The organism is Acidovorax sp. LjRoot117, from assembly GCF_964252695.1.
Lineage (GTDB): Bacteria > Pseudomonadota > Gammaproteobacteria > Burkholderiales > Burkholderiaceae_C > Acidovorax.
In genome coordinates, this window is sequence record NZ_CAXUPO020000002.1 from 269,434 (window position 1) to 287,380 (window position 17,947).

The 17,947-nt window shown below is 60.3% G+C and carries 14 protein-coding genes; 6 read left to right on the forward strand and 8 right to left on the reverse strand.

Annotation, left to right across the window (positions count from 1 at the left end):
- Nucleotides 1-95: 95 nt before the first annotated feature.
- On the reverse strand, nt 96-1,352 hold the full coding sequence (locus tag ACSQ3D_RS06645) for a tyrosine-type recombinase/integrase (RefSeq protein WP_436126319.1): 1,257 nt from the start codon (nt 1,350-1,352) through the stop codon (nt 96-98).
- A complete protein-coding gene (locus tag ACSQ3D_RS06650; protein ID WP_436126320.1) occupies nt 1,349-1,561 on the reverse strand; it encodes an excisionase in 213 nt (70 codons plus the stop codon). The genes ACSQ3D_RS06645 and ACSQ3D_RS06650 overlap by 4 nt, the downstream gene beginning before the upstream one ends.
- A gap of 1,036 nt (nt 1,562-2,597) precedes the next feature.
- Here ACSQ3D_RS06650 and ACSQ3D_RS06655 point away from each other — a divergent pair.
- The 3 genes from ACSQ3D_RS06655 to ACSQ3D_RS06665 all read left to right on the forward strand — a co-directional run bounded on the left by ACSQ3D_RS06655 (nt 2,598) and on the right by ACSQ3D_RS06665 (nt 5,278).
- Nucleotides 2,598-2,903, forward strand: coding sequence for a hypothetical protein (locus ACSQ3D_RS06655; RefSeq protein ID WP_436126321.1), 306 nt, complete (start codon nt 2,598-2,600; stop codon nt 2,901-2,903).
- A complete protein-coding gene (locus ACSQ3D_RS06660; protein WP_436126322.1) occupies nt 2,900-4,123 on the forward strand; it encodes a hypothetical protein in 1,224 nt (407 codons plus the stop codon). The genes ACSQ3D_RS06655 and ACSQ3D_RS06660 overlap by 4 nt, the downstream gene beginning before the upstream one ends.
- Before the next feature lie 240 nt (nt 4,124-4,363).
- Nucleotides 4,364-5,278: a hypothetical protein gene (locus ACSQ3D_RS06665; RefSeq protein WP_436126323.1), complete on the forward strand. Its 915-nt coding sequence runs from the start codon at nt 4,364-4,366 to the stop codon at nt 5,276-5,278.
- A gap of 83 nt (nt 5,279-5,361) precedes the next feature.
- Here ACSQ3D_RS06665 and ACSQ3D_RS06670 read toward each other — a convergent pair whose 3' ends face one another.
- Nucleotides 5,362-6,408 (reverse strand): hypothetical protein, encoded by a 1,047-nt coding sequence (locus ACSQ3D_RS06670; protein ID WP_436126324.1) that lies wholly within the window; start codon nt 6,406-6,408, stop codon nt 5,362-5,364.
- A gap of 43 nt (nt 6,409-6,451) precedes the next feature.
- The gene (locus tag ACSQ3D_RS06675) at nt 6,452-7,555 is read right to left on the reverse strand and encodes a hypothetical protein (protein ID WP_436126325.1); all 1,104 of its coding nucleotides are present in this window, start codon (nt 7,553-7,555) and stop codon (nt 6,452-6,454) included.
- A gap of 146 nt (nt 7,556-7,701) precedes the next feature.
- On the opposite strand from ACSQ3D_RS06675, the gene ACSQ3D_RS06680 reads away from it, so the two are divergent.
- Together ACSQ3D_RS06680 and ACSQ3D_RS06685 are read left to right on the forward strand one after the other, a co-directional pair.
- The gene (locus ACSQ3D_RS06680; protein WP_284406290.1) at nt 7,702-7,956 is read left to right on the forward strand and encodes a helix-turn-helix domain-containing protein; all 255 of its coding nucleotides are present in this window, start codon (nt 7,702-7,704) and stop codon (nt 7,954-7,956) included.
- A 259-nt stretch (nt 7,957-8,215) separates the two neighbouring features.
- Complete coding sequence (locus ACSQ3D_RS06685) at nt 8,216-9,634, forward strand: AAA family ATPase (protein ID WP_436126326.1); 1,419 nt, start codon at nt 8,216-8,218, stop codon at nt 9,632-9,634.
- A 60-nt stretch (nt 9,635-9,694) separates the two neighbouring features.
- Here the strand turns inward: ACSQ3D_RS06685 and ACSQ3D_RS06690 are convergent, their stop codons facing one another.
- On the reverse strand, nt 9,695-10,024 hold the full coding sequence (locus ACSQ3D_RS06690) for a hypothetical protein (RefSeq protein ID WP_436126327.1): 330 nt from the start codon (nt 10,022-10,024) through the stop codon (nt 9,695-9,697).
- 221 nt (nt 10,025-10,245) lie between these two features.
- Here ACSQ3D_RS06690 and ACSQ3D_RS06695 point away from each other — a divergent pair, with 221 nt between their 5' ends.
- On the forward strand, nt 10,246-11,235 hold the full coding sequence (locus ACSQ3D_RS06695; protein ID WP_436126328.1) for a MobA/MobL family protein: 990 nt from the start codon (nt 10,246-10,248) through the stop codon (nt 11,233-11,235).
- A gap of 114 nt (nt 11,236-11,349) precedes the next feature.
- On the opposite strand, the gene drmC is transcribed toward ACSQ3D_RS06695, so the two are convergent.
- From drmC to drmA, 3 genes are read right to left on the reverse strand one after another with little or no spacing between them, the layout of a single operon-like run.
- Nucleotides 11,350-12,111, reverse strand: coding sequence for a DISARM system phospholipase D-like protein DrmC (gene drmC / locus ACSQ3D_RS06700; RefSeq protein WP_436126329.1), 762 nt, complete (start codon nt 12,109-12,111; stop codon nt 11,350-11,352).
- A gap of 1 nt (nt 12,112) precedes the next feature.
- Nucleotides 12,113-13,972, reverse strand: coding sequence for a DrmB family protein (gene drmB, locus ACSQ3D_RS06705; RefSeq protein ID WP_436126330.1), 1,860 nt, complete (start codon nt 13,970-13,972; stop codon nt 12,113-12,115).
- A 2-nt stretch (nt 13,973-13,974) separates the two neighbouring features.
- The gene (gene drmA, locus ACSQ3D_RS06710) at nt 13,975-17,943 is read right to left on the reverse strand and encodes a DISARM system helicase DrmA (RefSeq protein WP_436126331.1); all 3,969 of its coding nucleotides are present in this window, start codon (nt 17,941-17,943) and stop codon (nt 13,975-13,977) included.
- Nucleotides 17,944-17,947: the final 4 nt, after the last annotated feature.

A 17,947-nucleotide genomic window follows, 5' to 3' on the forward strand; every position in this document is an offset into this window, starting at 1 on the left:
GGTCTTAGGCTTGATGTCCGGTTATGGCTTCACGCGGTGGCAGGCCTTCCTAAGATCCAAATTGGTGGCTTTAGATGTTGTAGAAGGCGCATCGGTCAAGCGATACCTCCCGTTGCCTTTTGGTCCGGCGTTTCTAGCGCCAGGAATTGCTCGAGCTTTTGGTCTTCCAGCGCGCTGTGCCCGTCGTTGATCCAGCGTGTGTAGGTGTGCACGAACATATCTACCGTGTGCCCCATCTGCTGCGCTGCATAACCAAGGCGCTGGCCGGCCATCAGTCGCATCGTGGCGTTCGTGTGGCGGCATTGGTAGGGCTTGCGGTAGCGGATGCCCAGGCGTTTGATGGTCGGCGTCCAGTACGACCGGCGGAAGGGGCGCTCGTCGACCCAGGGGCCACCGTCGTTGCGCGGGTCATCCCAAACGTGCTCTCCACGCAGATAGGTGTTGGCCTTCTGCGCCTTGAGTAGATCCAGAGCGCGCTGGGGCAGCTTGATCTGCCGATCCTTGTTCGTCTTGGTCGTCGCCTTGGACTTGCCGCGCACCATGACTTCGTGGATGTGGATCGTCCCCTGCCGAAGGTCGACCGATCCCCACCGCAGACCATGCAACTCGGACGTCCGCAAGCCGGTGAGGAACCAGAACTCGCACATGGCTGCGACCTGTGGAGGGTAGTGCGACCACATGTTCGCCACGATCAGGCTGGCTTCTGCCTTGGAGAATGGGTCAGGCGTACCGGCCTGCCATGTGCGCCTCACCGGTTTGCCGACCACCGGGTGATCAGGGATGAGCCGATCGCCAACAGCCAGATCCAGCGCCTGCTTTAGCACGCTGATGTAGTTGTTGGTTGTCTTGCCTGAACGGTGGGCCTTGCTGGCCAAGGCCGCCTTGACCTGCGACAGCACGAGGGCGTCAATAGGCACCTCTCCGATCAGTGGCATGTCCTGCCACGTCTGCCCCTCCAGGGGGGCAGCAGCCGGCGCCTTCTTCCAGAATCGCACGGCGGTGTCGTAACCCTCCGCAGTGGAGGGGGCGACGATCAGAGATGAGCGCCAGATGTCGAGCTGCTGCGCCACTGTACGGCGCTTGGCTTGTTCGGCCTGCGCGGCGGCGAGCACCTCCACGTCGTCGGGGAAGTGTCGTGACATGTCGAAGACGCCGAGCTTGATCTCTGATTTGATCTCTTGGACCAGCCGCATCGCGGCTTTCATGTTGGGCCCGGTAGGTGCCATCACGATGCCGTCGAGCTTGTAGGTCTTCTTGTGGCGCGTTCCGTTCCGGGTTGTGAACGAAATGCGGATCGAGTTGCCGCGCTTTTCCACACCGGGGAGGCTCTTGATTGAGGTTTCCGTTTTCATTGCAGCCCCCGAACCCACTTCTGGAAGGCTTCGATGTCCACGTAGATCCGCTTGTCAGGGCCGACCACGATCTCGCGTCCTTCGCGCCAGATGCCTTCTTCGCGCTTGCGGCGAATGGCTTTAACCGAGAGGCCGGTCAACTCGGCAGCCTTCTTCACAGTCACGAATCCGGTTGCAGCGTCGACGGTCAGGGTTTGGGCCGCGCTCATCGAGTGAGCCCTTCGCTCAGTTGGCCCAGTGACCACTCGGGACGGCGCTTCATTCCGTCCTGAAGTTCTTCGACTTGCGCTTGCCACGGCGAATTAAATCCCTGGCGAGGTGATTCGAGCGCTGAACTGCAGCGCAAATTGCTGACTGCTGTGGAAACAGCAGTGCGCGACAGACGGACAGGAAGGATATGGCTCGGGAGGCCGGCCGATTTCTGGCATTCGTGCATGGTGATCCAAGGTTCAAAATCCCCGAGGGGAAGAGAACCGGGTCACCGTCCGTCGCAACTTTGCGCTCCTGATCCCCCTACCCAGAATTAGAGGACACGAACCGGATCTATCAATTTCCGACCGTCCATTGCCCCGGGAGATCTTGTTCGCCGGGCTCCGTCATGGATCAGGGGGCTACCCCTGACGTCGTCAGTGCACTAGTCAGTCCTTTCACTACATGCTGCGATCCGTGCACCCACATTGCCGAAACAGGTTCTTTTTCGCTCAAGGACGCCGCCAGTATCTGGATACATGGGTGAACTGGTCAAGAAATGCGAACTTGCGGAATCAAAGGCGTGACGCTTTTTTGCAACACTGCCAGTTGGCGCCATCGGCCACGTCTCGATCTGCTGGTCAAGTTGCCATGCGCGAGACGCGGCATCAACCGGGTGACGTGACCGCCTGTGCGGTTCGATTCAGCTACAAAGTTTATCGTTGCAGGCGAAAAATATATCTTGATCAGAGCTAAGAGTCACAAAACGCTTATCCATCATTGTGTGTTGTTTTATTGCAACATATCATTCGTGTCTTTACATTAACAAGCCGATGGAGTAGCAAGTACAACATAAACCATTGAGCAACATCACATATTTTTAGATAAGTCGTTGAGTCACTTCAGGTAACTCGCATTTGAGTGAATCTCATAATTCCGGAAAATCAAGAAATCTCGGCGTTTTGGGTGGCTCGAAAAATCATTGATCCCGTCTAGACCGGTCGGCAGACTGCGATGCATCGACTGCATTCCGCGGTCGTACGACAGGATCAATCCATGTTTTTTTCACCCCACCGTCTGGGCTCGCCGCCACCCTACACGCCCAAAGGCACATGGTTTTCCGCCATGCATTTGACGGTCTTTCGGATGGTTCTCCGCTGTATCCAAAATGCGCTGAAACCCGCACTGCGAGCGGCTGAATCCGAACTCCTTCCCACTTCAACGATTCAAGCATTCGAGGAATCAAGGCTTCCATTTTTCCAAGCATCAATTGCTCATAGGAAAGAAGTCAGCGCACATCGTTTTTCGCGACCCAACACAAAGGAAGCGACAAAAAGGGTTTCGAAGGGCGCAGTGGCATGACAACAGCCGAAACGCCAGATGAAGTTGCAGGGGTGCTGGAAGACGAGTCAGAAGACCGTGTCTATTTCCAGATCTCCTTCTCAGGTCTGCGCTACGTGAACCAAAACGCTTGCGAGCGGGCGGTCGCAGCGTACTTCGCACTCGCGGCAGGTGTCGACCACACGAACACCGAATACCCAAGGGCCTGCACCCACGGCGCCAAAGCCGTCGAGAACCGCACTGGGCTGAGTCGCAAGAGCAGCGTGCCTGATCTTGTGGAGGAACTCTTGGGCATCAATGCGCTTCAGCGGCCACCCGCGGTTGCTGACTTGGAAGAGGCAAGCGCAAAGACCGCCGGGCATGCCGTCACTTGGTTGGTCGATCCGGAGCGCATCGACGACCTTGTCGACATCGACCAGCGCTTCCTGGATCCCTACCACGGGGCGGATAAGCGTCCTGTGCGGCGGAGTGTCAAGGGTGTGAATTCGGACTTCATGCGCATGATGTACGCCCAGGTCGGCCGTCGCGGGGGGAGGCCCTTCACGGACGCCCTGCTGCTGTACTGCGCTTTGCTGGGGCACTTTGACCTGGAGCGCCATGCCGGAGTGGATCCCCGGGTCGCCTGCAGCCTTATGTCGCCGTACAGCGGGGGTGGGCCGATCCGCGATCTTGAACATGTCATGCCGTTGTTCCACAACGATGGAGATTGCCTGGTCTTGGTCCGGGAAAACGGTTTCCCCTGCATCAGTGCTGAGTATGCGGACGAGCTGTTCAAAGACCTGCCCAGTCGTCGCCAAGAGACGCCGGAAGAAAGGGCTGCCGCTGCATTGGACGTGCTGAGGTCACTCGGACTGGTCAGTGCCGCGCACGTGCTGTGGACCGCATCGCCCTTCACCGAACGCCACAGTGCGCCCCTCGCCACGCTGTATGTCAAGGGCGGCAGCACCTTCACGGATGGCAGGCACCTCCAGCATGAGATTGATGCCGTGGTGAAGGACACCGACACGATCGAAGGCAGCGCGCTGTATCCCAGGGATGCTGAGGATGGCAAATCCGCATTTTCCGGAAGCGGGATCTACAGGTACATCGCTCCCGAAGACGAGGTCCAAGCGTCCGTCGTGTTGACACAGCTGCGCCTGAAACACGTCGCCGACTCCGATTCGCACCGCGCCGGGCTCGTTGTCGAAAGCTTGCGTCGAGACGGGTATCTGGCGTACCTCCGGTCCATGGAGATGGCATGACTTGTATCTGCACGCATCTCCGGGGACATGCGACGTATCGAGCAAGTTGTGTTGCATCGCGGCAGGAGCGGCCGTGCGCGCGATTCCCATGTAGGCGGGGCTCGTCGCGTGGACCACCGGATGCGGGCTTCATGAAATCACCTGACGGCCATAACACGGCATAACCCATAACGGTCCATAACACCGGACCAAGAACAACCCATAACGCAATCGTTATTCAACCAGAAAGACATTACGACCATGGCTCTCAACCCCATCGAAGTGGATGCCGGTAAACGACATTTTGAAGAGAACGGCTGGAAGGTAACCGTGCGCTCGCTCAGCAAATTCCTGGGACGCGACATCAACGCAGTGGCCGAACAACTTCGGGTCTTGAATGAAGCAGAGAAGGCGAAGAGCGAAAGCAAAATCAAGCTCAATCCCGCCATCGAAAGCATGATGGTCTTCGATATCGAGACAGCAGTGGCCCAAGCCACTGAACAGTCCGAGCTGCGCGCCAAAGCAGCGGAAGATGGCCTCAACGCACTTGCAGCCCACGTGCGCGAGTTCGATGCCCTGTTCATGGCCCACTCAGAAGAACTGGCTGCGGCGCAGGCGCAGTTGCTCCAGTGCCAAGTGCAACTGCAGGAGCGTGATCGTGAGAACGAGCGGTTGCGCAATTCCTTGGCTGCTGCGGACGCTGATGCCGAAGCACAACTCTCCCAAGCACGTGCGTGTATTGAATCGCTGCGCCTGGAGCTCGCTACCTCTGAGCAGATTGTGAAGTCACTGATCCCTCTCAAGGAGGCGCTGAAGGACTCCCAGGAACGCGAGAAAGCTAGTCAGGAGACCCTTGCCCGGGCCAGGCAATCAGAAGCGGTGGCAGTAGTGCAAGCGAAGCAGCAGGAGAAATGGGCAAACGATGCTTCTGAACGCGAAAGAAAGATCGAGACGCAACGCCAGCGTCTGCAAGACGAGCAAAAAGAGGCACAGGAAGCTCACCTGCTGACACAGCAGAAGATGTGGCAACTTTCCACGGAGGTTGTTGCTCTGAAAACGCTCTGCGCTGAACAGGTGCTAGAAATCGCAAAGCTGCGCGAAGCCCGGAACGCCACTGGCGCTACTCCAGACTCAGCTCCAGCTCCAGCGCCACACGATCAGCGTCACGCTGCGTGATCTGGCGAGGCTCAGCGGGTACGGGCCTGCCGAGCCTCCTGATCGGCCATCACCTTGCCCAGTTCATCCAACGTCCTGGGCGTTTAGAGCTTGACGCCTTGCCGCGCGAGCTCTTTCTCGCAGGTGGGGATCCGCCCGGCTTCGGCGGGTTCGCATCGCTGAGCCTGGAGTGTTGTGCAGGGGGTATTCAGGAGCTTCACGCTGATGCCGCCAGCCGGCTGTGCAGTGATGGCCAGTTGATCCGGCTTGCCCCAGCCGGCTGTAGGCTTCTGGATCCACTTGAGCTCGTCCGATCGAAATTCGCCCACAGCGCCGCTCGGGCGGATAACGCCTGCAAACATTCCGGTCGGAAACATGGCCTCAGGTCGATCGCCGAAACTGAACTCGGCAGTCTTCAGTCCGTCCCGGAAGGGGCCGTAGGGGCGAACCTCCACGATCGCCGCCACGCGCTGGCCTGGCTGACAGCTGTAGACGCCGGCGAATCGCCCCTCGACGGGGTGCGCGCCGACGACCTTCTGTTTGCATTTCCGCGCGATCTCCTGTGGGTTCCCCAGCGTGATCATTGCCGTGCCGGCCGCGCAGAGGTTGTAGTCCATCCGTGCGCCGAAGCCAGCTTGCCATGTTCCGGTGGAGGCGAACAGGCCTGGATGCCCGGAGCCGAAAGTTTGCCCGAGCATCATGCCGATGAACCCGAGCATCGCCAGGCCGGCCAGGATCGGCGCGAGGCCGAAGGCCAGGGCCAGAATGGGCAGCGCGAGGGATCCGCCGATCCAGACCCAGGCCAGGGTGGCTACCACCAGAGCCATCATGCCCAGCCATCCGGGCTGCCCGACGCCACCGACGAGAGCAGGAAGCACGCCGGCGCCGATGACACCGCCGATGAGACCCGCGACGATGATGACGAACACCATCACTGCGTTTGGCGACGCACTGGCCAGAGCCGCAGTGCTGACCGCATCAGCTGCGCCCAGGGCTCCATTGCCGCCGGTGCTGCGCACATGCCCATCGAAAATGGGCTTGCGCATGCGGGGATGTGCCCAGTCCAGCCGCAGCCTGAACGTGCGGCGGACCCACACCGCCAGAGCGACGGACGCAGCCGCGTAGAAGACGAGAAGAAGCGATTCGATCATGACGACCCCTTATGGTTGAAACAAAAAGCGCTGACGGGGAACGTCATCTGAAATAGGGGAGTTGCTGCATCTCCACACGGGCACCGGCTGCCCGTAGCATCTCTTGCAGGGCCGGCCGGCCCAGTCTTTGCGCCTCAGCGAGCGGAGAGACGGCAACGCTGGTCATTTTGGTTCCGAGGGCATAGTCGAAGCGGCTGGTCTGGTTCGCATCTGCGCCCTTGGCAAGCAGGGCCTCGGCCACAGGCAGGTTGTCGGTCCAGACCGCATACATCAGCGGCGTAGCCCGAGCCGATGTCAGCCTCGCCCGTGGATCACGCTCGATTCCCAGCTTCGCCAGCACTTCAAGCGGTCGCAGTGCCCCAGAGTTGCTGGAGCCGATCGTTTGAGCGACATACAGCCGGCTGACGTCTTCGGGGCTGATGTCGATCTCCTGAAGGGCTAGGGCGACAGCCGGCCCGCGGGCAGGCTCTGCCAGCGCTTCTTCGATGCACAGTGCGTATTGCCCGCCACCCAGCGCCACAGACAGGCGTGCTTTGAACTCCGCGATCTGCTGCATGAGTTGCAGCGCCTTGACCGCAGCAGTGCTGATCGCGCGGCACACGTCGTTGTCGCCCGTTCCGTATCCCATTTGGACGAGCAGCTCCGCTGGAGTCGCTGGCCGGCCGACGGCCGAACGGATTGACTGTGTGTCGGCCTGGATTGCGGCAGTGCGCTCCGCTGCGGTTTCCGCGGCTGCAGCTGCGCGTTCCTGCGTCGCCACCAGCGAGCGCAGCACGCTGCCCTGATCGCTATGCATCCTCGACCAGACCGTGAAGGCAGCCCCCGCCGTCATCAGTACGGCCATGGCCGCGATGCCAGGCTTGGCTGCAGCCAGTCTCACGCCGTCCGCCACTGCCGTGAGCAGGCCTCGGGGCTCCTGCGGCCGAGTGCTGCGGCCGGCCAGGTACAGCGCCAGGGTGATGCTGCACAGCCAGCTTGCCAGTGCGACGAAGCCCATCACGTGGCTCCAGCCCGATGGCGCGACATCTGCGAACACGCTCAGCGCCCCGCCAACGAGGGTACAGGTCGCGAGCGTGGCGGCGTTGGCCGCGGTGAGGCCGGATTTGGCGGCCTCGGCGAAGGCTTCAGGGCGGGCGGCGTTGGACATGCGGTGTGTTGATCCCCAAAGTCGTCATGAAGACAACAGGAGTTTGTTTTTTGAATCTATTGTAAAACTTATTGAATCTTAAAGTTGTCATTATGTACAGCAAAGTGAGTGGAGGTTTGCGCGCCTGCAACACACGCTTCTTCTGTATGAAGAAGACAGCAAAAACATTGACTGCGCGAGCCGTATTTGCTCGAAATCTGCGCCGCGCCAGGCGCAACAGAGATATCACCCAGGAAGTCATGGCGTTCGACGCAGGCCTGACACGGGCCTATGTGAGCAGCGTCGAGCGCGGTGTGCGAAACATTTCCATCGACAACATGGCGCTGCTTGCCGACGCGGTCGGTGTGCCGCTCAAGGACCTGGTCGATCCGGAACAGTTCAAAGATCCGGACGATCTGTAGTTGCCGTGGTGCCGCCAGTAGCGCGGCAGTTTCTTGCGTTGACCTTCGGCAGCCCGTACAGTGACGGCATTGGTCAACTCCACTACGCAATGCGATCCACCCCCGCCACCCTGACGTCATGCCGTTTCACGGCAGCCGGCCAGTGGCTGTCTGGTCGCCGAATACGCAGATTGCGGAGATAGGTCATTCATACCTCCAGTTGGCGCGCCGCACTTGACGGCGTCATCGCGGACTTCGTCCGCCCAACTGCGAGATGCTGATGACCGAAAACCTTTTTGAGACTACCGTCGGCGTGGCCGAGGTACTGCCGTTGTTCCAATGCCCCGATTGGCTGAGTGTTCGGCTCGACCCCGCACTCACGCGCGACGGAAGGCAACTGAGCGAACTGTTCCTCCGCTCGTGTGTGCTGATTCTGGGGCGAAGGCAACCGCGTCGAGCCACCGTCAACTGCGTGAAGGTGTGCGGCGCGCTCCATATCATGTTCGACTTCTCGCCACGCCGTGGTGATCTCGAACATACGACCCTCACGAGCTTGGCCGACGTCCTGCAGGAACTGCACAACCGACGCTTCGCCGCCGAGATTCGCGAGGCCAAGCCTCTGGCGATGGAGGACGTGCCGGACCTCGATCTGCCTCCGGTCGAGGGCGAATTCGACCTGCTAGGACTGGTCACCGGGCCGCGTCAGTGCAACCCCATCGATGTGTTCCGATTCGCCGAGAATGCAGAGCAGCTTGAACAGCGTGTCAAAGGGCGTGACGGCGATGCCGGCCGCAGAATCGCGCAGACCCTGGAGCGTCTCGCGCTCAGTGGCCTCAGCCGGCCAATGGCATCGATCCCAGCCAGTTGGCAGCGTCGGCTTGATGCTCTGGTAGAGAGCTTTCCGAATTTCGAGCAAGCGATCGAGACTGCGATTCGTCCGCACATTGCGCTATGTTCGGAAGGGCTGCCCCATCGGCTGGCGCCCCTCCTGCTGGTAGGCGGTCCGGGCATCGGCAAAACGCGTTTCGCCAATGCGCTGGCTGATCTTCTTGGCACGCCGCCGCCCTTGTTCCTGTCGGTGGCGGCGGAGACGAACTCCAGCACGATCGCGGGCTCAAGCACCTTCTGGTCGAACTCCTCGCCCGGTCAGCTGTTCGAATCGCTGGCGTGGGGCCGAGCTGGGCATGCGCCTGTGGCCAATGGCCTGGTGGTCCTCGATGAGATCGACAAGGCCAACACCATCGGGTACAGCACGCTTGGGCCGCTGTATTCGTTACTGGAAGAGCACACAGCAAAGCATTTCGTCGACCAATCGCTGCCAGACCTGGAGTTCGACGCCAGCCATCTCAGGATCGTCGCCACAGCCAACGACCTGAGCGAGGTACCGGCCCCGCTGCGCTCGCGAATGCTCGTGTTCCACATCGCACAGCCATCGCCGACGCAGCTCAACACGATCGCCCGGGAAATCCTGGCCGAGCTGATTCGCAAGATGAGAGTGCAGTTTTCGGCAGAGCTGCCCGACGCGCTGGACCGGCAGATTGCTGGCATGAGTCCGCGATCCATCAAGCTCGCGATGGAGATCGCATTCGCACACGCCGTGATGGCACAACGGGATCATCTGAACGCGGAGGACTGGCCGGCACTTCGCATGGACGGCGCGCAGCATCGTCGGCCGGCGATGGGCTTCACATCGAGCTGACGCGGGCCGGCGCGGCGGGTAACCGCCCAGCTGCGGCATTCGGCGCGCTGGGCGTTGCGGTTACTCGGGGTTCTGGACACCTGTTGATGGAGATGCGGGGTGGTCGTCCAGCGGAAGCAGGATGTCTACGTGCGTATTGCCCGGGATCCGCGGAGTCTTTTCAGCTTTCGGCGGCAAGCCGAACGCCGCGCGATCTTGATCACGCTCCAGCTCCTGTGCGATCGCTGCCGCGAGCACGGCCTGTTTGGTCATGATCCATTTGCCAATGATGATCGCTTGGCGCGTACTGCGTTTGCGCTCTTTGTCGCACTGCTTTGCTAGCAGTTGAGACCGTTGGTTTCTGAGCTGCTGCAGTTTGAGGTCAATGGACTCGATGCTTCTGGATGTCATGGCCGTTCCTGGATACGTTTGCTCATTACAAGTGTAGGAATCGGCGAGCCATCTGTGGGGCTGCGCGGTACTGATTGCCCCTGTTCATTTGGCCCATATTGCGAATGGCTATTGGAAGAAAGGCACGGACGGCCTGCCCCCGAAGGGCGCACTTAGAGTAATCCCCCTTCGCAGGATTACGTGCGGTCAGGGCTGCGCCCCGACACCCTGAGAGAACTCATATGGCCATTTTTCACTTGAGTGCACGCGCACCGATCGCACGCGCTAGCGGCCGTTCGGCGACGGCTGCCGCTGCGTACCGTACCGGCGTGCTGATCTGCGATGAGCGCACCGGGTTGGTCTTCGACTACCGTCGTCGACACGGTGTGCTCGATGCGCGCATTCAGCTGCCAGGCGGTCGGCATGTGGACGACCGGCAGCAGTTCTGGAACGGCGTCGAAGTGCACCACCGTCGGCGCGATGCCGTCCTCGCGCGGGAGGTCGTGTTGGCGCTTCCCACTGAGCTTGATGCTGATGATCGCGCCGAGTTGGCATTTGGCTTTGCACGCGAGATTGCCGACGAGTTCGGCGTTGGCGTGGATTGCGCGCTGCATGCGCCGTCGCGTGATGGTGATGACCGGAACTACCACGCACATCTGCTGATGACCGCGTGCGCTGTCGCAGCAGACGGTGTGCTCGGCAAGAAGGTGGAGCGGCTCGACCCCATCGCCTGCCGACGCAGTGGCGCTGCGGACTCCGTTTCGTGGCTTCGGCCACGATGGCAGGACTCTGTCAACGCCGCGTTGGCGCGCAAAGGGTCCGCTGAACGTGTTGACCACCGGAGCTTCAAGGCACGGGGAATCGCCCGTCTGCCAACCGTGCATGTCGGCAAGAAGGGGGCAGCGGCCAAGGGCCGCGCCAGTCTAAATGCCCGTCTTCGGACCAAGAATGCACAAGTGCTGGCTCTTGACGAGCAACTGGGGAAGCTGATGCGCATGAAGGCCCGATTGGCCGCGCGGGCGGAGCCGACGCCCGACCTGCAGCGCATAAGGAGGGACGTCGAAGAGACTGCGTCCGACCTGTTGCCTTGGCGACGCCGCCGGGCGGCGCAAATGGTGCCTAAACGTACGGTCACTGCGGTGTTGACAGGGCCTCTTAGCCCGAACTCGGAATCCAATGTGAACACGCCCCGGCCGGACTTCCTGCGGGTGCTTGGACGGCCAAGGCGCTGACTCTTCATGCTTCAGGCTGATTGATCAATCTATGCTCAACCAACAGAGACAACACGCCCGGGAGACTTAGTCAACTCCCTCCGCGCCAAATCAGCCATCTGGAATGCATAGCGCTCACATCCGGGTTATCACGTTCGTATCGATGAGTGCGCGAAGATGATCTTCAAGTAGCTTTGGAAGCTTTCCACCAGAAATAAGAACGCCAGCCTCCATGTTCTTTTCCATTGCGTGTCCCGTCAAATTCGCGCTGGTTATGAAACACACATGGCCATCGGCGACGGCGACCTTGGCGTGGACAGATCCATTGATGAACGGACCGACCTTTTCGCGCCACGCATAGAGTTTCGCCACGGGCACCAGTACCCGCATCTTGCCGATCGCGTCAAACGAGATGGCGCCTCCGTGATCTAGAGACAATTCAAGCAGCATATTGATGGTCACACCACGATCGCCCGCAGCATTCAACGCTTTCACGATGGTCGAGACGTCGTAGGCAACGAAACTGGAAATGAACAGGGTGTGCTCGGCGGCGTTGATGACCTGCAACAAAGCCTGCTCGGTTCTTCTGGCTGACACGAGCGGTGTCGTCGGACCCGTCCACACGAGCTCAATGGATTGCTGACTCGCCACCTTGGTGAAAACGTGGCTGGCGGCGAGCAGCATCGACGCAAGTTCCTCTGCTCCAACGCTGGTAGCACTCCACGTCTCGACGAGCTTATCAATGACCCCCGCTGCGGTGGGCGTGCCGACTAAGTCTGAAAGTTGGCCGATAGCTCTTCTGGCTTCGGTTCGACGAATCCGGTTAGCTATTGCCTGAACCTTCTCCGGAGAGACAAGACAAACCACAGCTCCCACCGCGTCCAAGAGCTTTTCCACGTTAAAAACCCTTGAAGAAAGCAGCGTCTGCGCGTTCCAGTGTCGGCACGAGCAGTGCTCGATCAAGATAGCGGTTGCCCCGCTCACATGAGGTCTCCGCAACCAAACTGCACGCATGGCAGGCAGCTCCATGCAGGGAACGATCCTTCGCCGGATCATGTTCTGAGCAGAGTGGGTCAGAGGAGCAGATCTTCGAACGATTCAACGCTTGCTCCAGCAAGCGGCCAAGATTTTCTGGTTTGCCGAGATCGACGAGGCCGCCCAGCGTGCCGTCCGAGTCGGCCGCTGCTGTGTAGATGAGGATGCCTGCCTGCGGGCTATCGCCCGATGTGTCCGCATATATGCGTTCACGAATGCTCGCGGCGTTGTATCCGCACTCCAGCGCCAACTCTCGAATCAGCAGATGAGAAAGCGTGTGCAGCATTGCATAACGAATGCCGGGGTAGCCGTCGTTCGGGTCGAGATGACGCGAATTGCGAAATCCCCTATGGCCACCACGGAGCATCTGATCGACCTTCTTGACGCCATCCAGAGCCTCCCACTCGACGAGCGCAGCTTCATCGAACTGGATGAAGATTCCTTCACCGTGAACTTGGTTGGCTGGCACCCAGTCTGGCTTGCTGCGCGACAGGCCAGCCATTTGTGGGCGTTCATCGGGATCACCGGATTCTTCGGGCGCTTCGACTCGAGTAAAGCCCAGCAGCGCATTCACCTCGCGTAAACGTTCGAGAAGCAAGACTCGACTGATATGGCCACCGAGTCCTGGTGGCGTGCCGACCTTTCTGCTCATGAAGTGTGGGTAATCCGTGGGCGGATTGGCCTCGGTCAAAACATCCCACTCGGGACCTTTGATATCGGCCTCACTCACAACATCCTGCCCGCCGCCGGAGCGGTGCGCCTCAATGGCCGTCCAGATCGCGGCCGCAGCATATTTATCGATTCCTGGCAGCGCCCCGGTCTTCTTCAGTGCCTTCACCGTCACTGACACTTCGGCTTCGGAATCCAGATCTTCGAAAAACTCCCAACCATCCTGGATCAGCTGACTAAGAGGGTCTTTGGTCTGAGGAATCGCGAGCGCCGAGAGCGTGATGGGGAACCAGCTGTTCGTGGCCCCCAGCAGAACCGCGCGCGCTTCCTCATCACATTCCTGATCGAAGTGGTCGAGGTGGGGATGCCGCCCTCGACAACCCGGCAGATTCTCTTTTCCTGCCTTGCCGAAGGCGTGTGCCATGCTTCGCGAGGTCCCACAGGCATCACACTTCACCCACAAGTTTTCGGTTTGTAGCGATGCGCCGCTCTCGAAGAAGCGCAGCGTGCCCTTGCACGAGCTGTTGCCTCCATGGACGAAGTAGCGCCAAGGGAAATCGTCGAGGTGCCCATCGCGGCAGGCCAACAGGAAACGTGCGGGGACGGCATCCGCATCCTTGGCCGGTTGGTCGCCTTTGGAACCACGGCAGCCTTTGTGAACGAAGCGGGTTCGCTCCGGCCTGAAGCGGTTCTCCTTGATCTCGAACAGACCAGCATCGAAGGGCGACAGCAGGCCGCACTTCACGCAGCGCATCCAGCGCGGGAATGGCCGGACGGGAACTCCAATGTTGGCCTCGGCCGACCAGACGTCGACGAGCTCGCTTTTCTGAAATGGCGGCATCCGCAGGTTCTCGACCTGCGCTCCCAGAACCTTGCGAACGGCAGCAAGCAGCCGTGTCTCTTGAATCGGCTGGCAGCGATCCTTTTCCCAGCGGTCGATGCCAAGTGTCACTACGGAAAGGCTGGGCAAGTCGATCAGCGCCCCGGGGCCATATGTCCACAGCAGTTGGCTGGGGCGTACTTCACCGACTGGGGTCTTGTTGTTGATGATCATGTTCAGTCCTCATCCTTCGTTGCGGGACGAGGCTTCCAATCGTGATCGTCCGTAATATGGCTCGTGTTCATGATCAGGCGCACGCCAGGCTCGACCTCCCGCATCGACATCGGCACGGTCCAGTTGTCCCAGGCTTGAAGCCCCGGCGACTTGATCAGTGCAACGGTCTTGTCTTTCTCAGGGCCGCGCTTCTCATAGGCCAAGATGCGTCCGCCCTTGCTGACTTCCTTTGCCCATTCGTCGGCGCGTTCTTTCAGTTCAGCCTCGGCCAACTGCTTACGCGCGTTATCTTCGGCAACATTGCCCGCGCGAGTCGCCAACACCTTGATGGCATCGACGATCTCGACTTGATTGGACATGCTCAGTTGGCCAGCACCTTCGTTCGGGCTGAACTCGTCGTTCTCCAGACGCATCAGGCTCAGCAACGAGCCTGTCAGACCACGATCCATCGCGCGTGGCGAGAATGGCGTTACCGATTGCGCCTCGACGTGTTTGTAGAACGTGGCGTGATAGTGCTCGAAGGTTTCGTAATGCGACAGGTCACGCGGTCTGGCCCAAGTCAGCACCGTGCAGACCAAGCCCGGGAAGGAACGCCCGACACGGCTGGTGGCCTGAATGTATTCGGCGGTTCCCTTGGGCTGTCCATTCACGGCCATCAGGCCAAGCCGGTTCACATCGACACCCACTGACAACATGTTGGTCGCCAACACCACATCAATGGCGCGCGTATCACCTTCCTGCCAGCGGGTCACATACTTGCCGGTGGCAGTGTCGAACTCGGACTTGAACTTGACTTCCAGGTTGTCGAGGTACTTGGGAATATCCTGACTCGATACCCGCGACGTCAGCTCGCGAATGTTGCTGATGCTGCGTTGTGCCAGTGCGGGGCGCTCCACCATGCTCATCTGCACGCGGTAAGAACGCGTCTGAACATCGTCCTCTGCCAGCCGCTTCATCCCGCCCAACTCACGCAGAGAGTTGAAGTAGCCGACCATGGTCATGTACGGGTCAGCAGGTTCTCCGAAGTGATCGAACAGTTCCTGCGCTGCTGTCAGGAACGCGGTATAGACGCGGATCAACATCGCGGGGCGAGAACTGCCGGGTGAGCACACGCCGAGGTAACGCCGCCCGGGCTTTTCTTCAATCGGGCGTTGCACCGAGAAGAAGTTGTCTTCCACGTCCAGTCCATGCGGCGGGAACACCGACACACGACGCATGAAAACGTTGTTCACCTGCTCCTTGGCTTTGCGCACCGTTGCCGTGGAGGCGATGATCTTTGGCTTGACCGTCTTGCCATCAAGCGTCCAGCCGCACAGTTCATCCACGGCGGTCTCATACAAGCCCACCATGGTGCCCAGCGGCCCGCTGATGAGGTGGAACTCGTCCTGAATGATCAAGTCGGGTGGACGGATCGGGTTGATGGCCTTCACCTTGGTGGAAGGTAAGCCTCTGCCCGCTTGATGATTGCCATTGCAATCGGCACCTTGCCAAAGCAAGCCGTGGCGCTCGCATTCCTGGCCCACGCGACCAAACAGAGTGCGCACCTGACCACGCCACGCCATCATGGCGAACTTGTCCACGGTGGCGATCATCATCGTGGGTGGGCGGTGGTAGATCTCTTCGTCCACGACCAGCACCGGAATCCCCGGGTGCGGCTGTTTGCTGGACTTGCCCTTGGAAAAATCGCAGCGACCCTTCTTGTCGCCGCAATAGACGAAGGTACGCCCAGAGCCTTTGTCGACTTCGACGTCCCGCCCGGGGGCCACTTCTGAGCCACACCACGGGCAACTGGTGAGCTGCGCGGGCGATGCAGCTCCGGCGTTGTACTTTCCGGGATTACGCACATCCTCAATGGCGCGGTGACTGTCCTCGGTCGTGCCCGGCGTAACCTTGTTGCCAACCCACAGGCCGATGGTGAAGGGCTCCGCGCCGAGGGACTTGTCGCCCTTGTCCAGGGCTTCACGTCGCAATACTTCCATGGCACAGATCAATGCCGTGGCACGCTGGAACTGTTGCAGCGTCAGCAAGCGCAGCGTGTAGCGCATGATCACGGCCAAACCGCGCGAGCTGTCGAACCCGCCGAGATTGCCCTGCATGCGCCGGATGGCCATGGTGAAGGCCGCCACGCCCAAATAGGCCTCGGTCTTGCCGCCGCCGGTGGGGAACCACAGCAGATCGGCATAGGCTTCGACGGGCTGGACGCGATCCGGGTGACTCGGATCTGCAAGTGACGGGATCGAGAGCAGCAGGAATGCCAACTGGAATGGACGCCAACTGCGGTTTTTCAGCACATCGAACTTGTCGATGGTGACATCCTCACCCCGACGCATGGCCAGCGCGTATTGGCTGCGCACGCGTTGCGTGGCCATCGCTTTATTGGCGAAGCGAAACGCCGCCAGCGCTTTCTCATTGGTTTTCAGGGTGTCGATACCCTGCTGCAGGCGAGTGTGGATCTCCTGGCAGCGATCCATCGCATGTTGCGACTGGGTGTCGTAGCCGGTGACTTCGTCCCCGATGCGAGTGCGCTGTTCATCAATCCAAGCAGCGTAATCTCGGGTCAATGTATTCAGGGCATCGACCAGCGGATCTATTTCCAAGGTCGCCAGCCTCTGCATATCCAGCAAGCCACTGCTGACCATCTGACGCATTGCCGGACGATCGGATGGATCAAGGCCTGGCGTCTCCGTGACCTGCACCTCGTACTGCGGCATCACCGTGGTACGCACCTCGGTGGCCAGGGTAACGTCATCTGTGGTGTCGGCGTGTACGGCAACACCATGGCCCACGGCGAACTCGACGCGGTTGCGGTAGATCATCTCCAGCGCTTCTCGCTCCGGGTCCATACCGTCTGCGTCCAGCACCGGCCTGCGCCGGAAGATGGCGCGCTTGGCAGCATCGGTCTCCGCGCGTACGATCAATTCGGGCTGAAACACCCACGCCGTATCGCGGTTGGTGTCCGGCTCCTCCTGCGCATTCACCAGGAACAAGGTGACCAGGCGATCGCCATTGGCATTCTTGGCCCGAATGGAACCCTGCACGCGCACTTCGGGAAACTCGTTGTCGGGTGCCTGGTGCGGTATCGCGCCTTCGGTCAGCGGCAGCACGATCTTGCCGCCGCAAGGAATGCGCTGCCACACCTTGGCCTTCTGCCCGTTGGACTTGAGCAGCTCATGCTCGTCATTCGGCACGCGCTCGTACCGGCCCCAACGCGCTTCGATCTCGATCCTGTCGGCGTCACCATCAACGCAGAAAGTCATGCCCAAACTACTGGGCACCAGAGACTGGTTGCTGGCGGCATCAATCTCGTCCGCCGAATCTGATTCCGGCTCCACACGCCCGGTGGCCGTTCCAAACTCCGCCCCAGGCTCGTGACGTCCGGGAGCCTTAGCCTCCGTGGGCTCTTCGGTGTCGTCATTGGCCAGTGGTCCGTCCAACCCCTCGATGCCACCCCGTGCGGCCTCACGGGGGGCCAGTTTGCCAACCAGATAGCGATCCCGCACACCCATGTCGACGATGCGTTCACGGGGGCCGTCAGCGGGGCCGAGCAAGTCGTCCATCACGGCCAATTGCAGCAGCTCGCGTATATAGGCCTGATCCTCAATGATCGGCACTTCGTCGATGGTATTGTTCAATGCCTTGGGGAGCGACTCCAGAAAGTCCGTCCACTGAATGCGGCCAACGCTACCGGTGGATGGCGGGGTGAGCGAGGCAAGACCAATCGAGACTGCCGGATCGACCAACAGCATGTGGTCGAAGTAGATCGTGGTGGTTTGAAGGTTAGACCGAACCCGCAATACCCGCCCGACCCGGGTGATGTGACCAGCGGTGTTTAGGATCAACACCCAATCGTCATCGGCGATGCCTTGGTACAGTGAACCCTCGCCTTTCAGCCGCAACGTATAGGGTGCCAGCGCGGGATCAGCGGAAAGACCATAATCAATGGCGATCCAAGCATTGGGGGGGGGTGTCATGTTT

Bases quoted from the DNA above. Each gene is read 5' to 3' on its own strand.
- ACSQ3D_RS06645 (WP_436126319.1), bottom strand. From the start codon at position 1,352: ATGAAAACGGAAACCTCAATCAAGAGCCTCCCCGGTGTGGAAAAGCGC.
- ACSQ3D_RS06650 (WP_436126320.1), bottom strand. From the start codon at position 1,561: ATGAGCGCGGCCCAAACCCTGACCGTCGACGCTGCAACCGGATTCGTG.
- ACSQ3D_RS06655 (WP_436126321.1), top strand. From the start codon at position 2,598: ATGTTTTTTTCACCCCACCGTCTGGGCTCGCCGCCACCCTACACGCCC.
- ACSQ3D_RS06660 (WP_436126322.1), top strand. From the start codon at position 2,900: ATGACAACAGCCGAAACGCCAGATGAAGTTGCAGGGGTGCTGGAAGAC.
- ACSQ3D_RS06665 (WP_436126323.1), top strand. From the start codon at position 4,364: ATGGCTCTCAACCCCATCGAAGTGGATGCCGGTAAACGACATTTTGAA.
- ACSQ3D_RS06670 (WP_436126324.1), bottom strand. From the start codon at position 6,408: ATGATCGAATCGCTTCTTCTCGTCTTCTACGCGGCTGCGTCCGTCGCT.
- ACSQ3D_RS06675 (WP_436126325.1), bottom strand. From the start codon at position 7,555: ATGTCCAACGCCGCCCGCCCTGAAGCCTTCGCCGAGGCCGCCAAATCC.
- ACSQ3D_RS06680 (WP_284406290.1), top strand. From the start codon at position 7,702: ATGAAGAAGACAGCAAAAACATTGACTGCGCGAGCCGTATTTGCTCGA.
- ACSQ3D_RS06685 (WP_436126326.1), top strand. From the start codon at position 8,216: ATGACCGAAAACCTTTTTGAGACTACCGTCGGCGTGGCCGAGGTACTG.
- ACSQ3D_RS06690 (WP_436126327.1), bottom strand. From the start codon at position 10,024: ATGACATCCAGAAGCATCGAGTCCATTGACCTCAAACTGCAGCAGCTC.
- ACSQ3D_RS06695 (WP_436126328.1), top strand. From the start codon at position 10,246: ATGGCCATTTTTCACTTGAGTGCACGCGCACCGATCGCACGCGCTAGC.
- drmB (WP_436126330.1), bottom strand. From the start codon at position 13,972: ATGATCATCAACAACAAGACCCCAGTCGGTGAAGTACGCCCCAGCCAA.
- drmA (WP_436126331.1), bottom strand. From the start codon at position 17,943: ATGACACCCCCCCCCAATGCTTGGATCGCCATTGATTATGGTCTTTCC.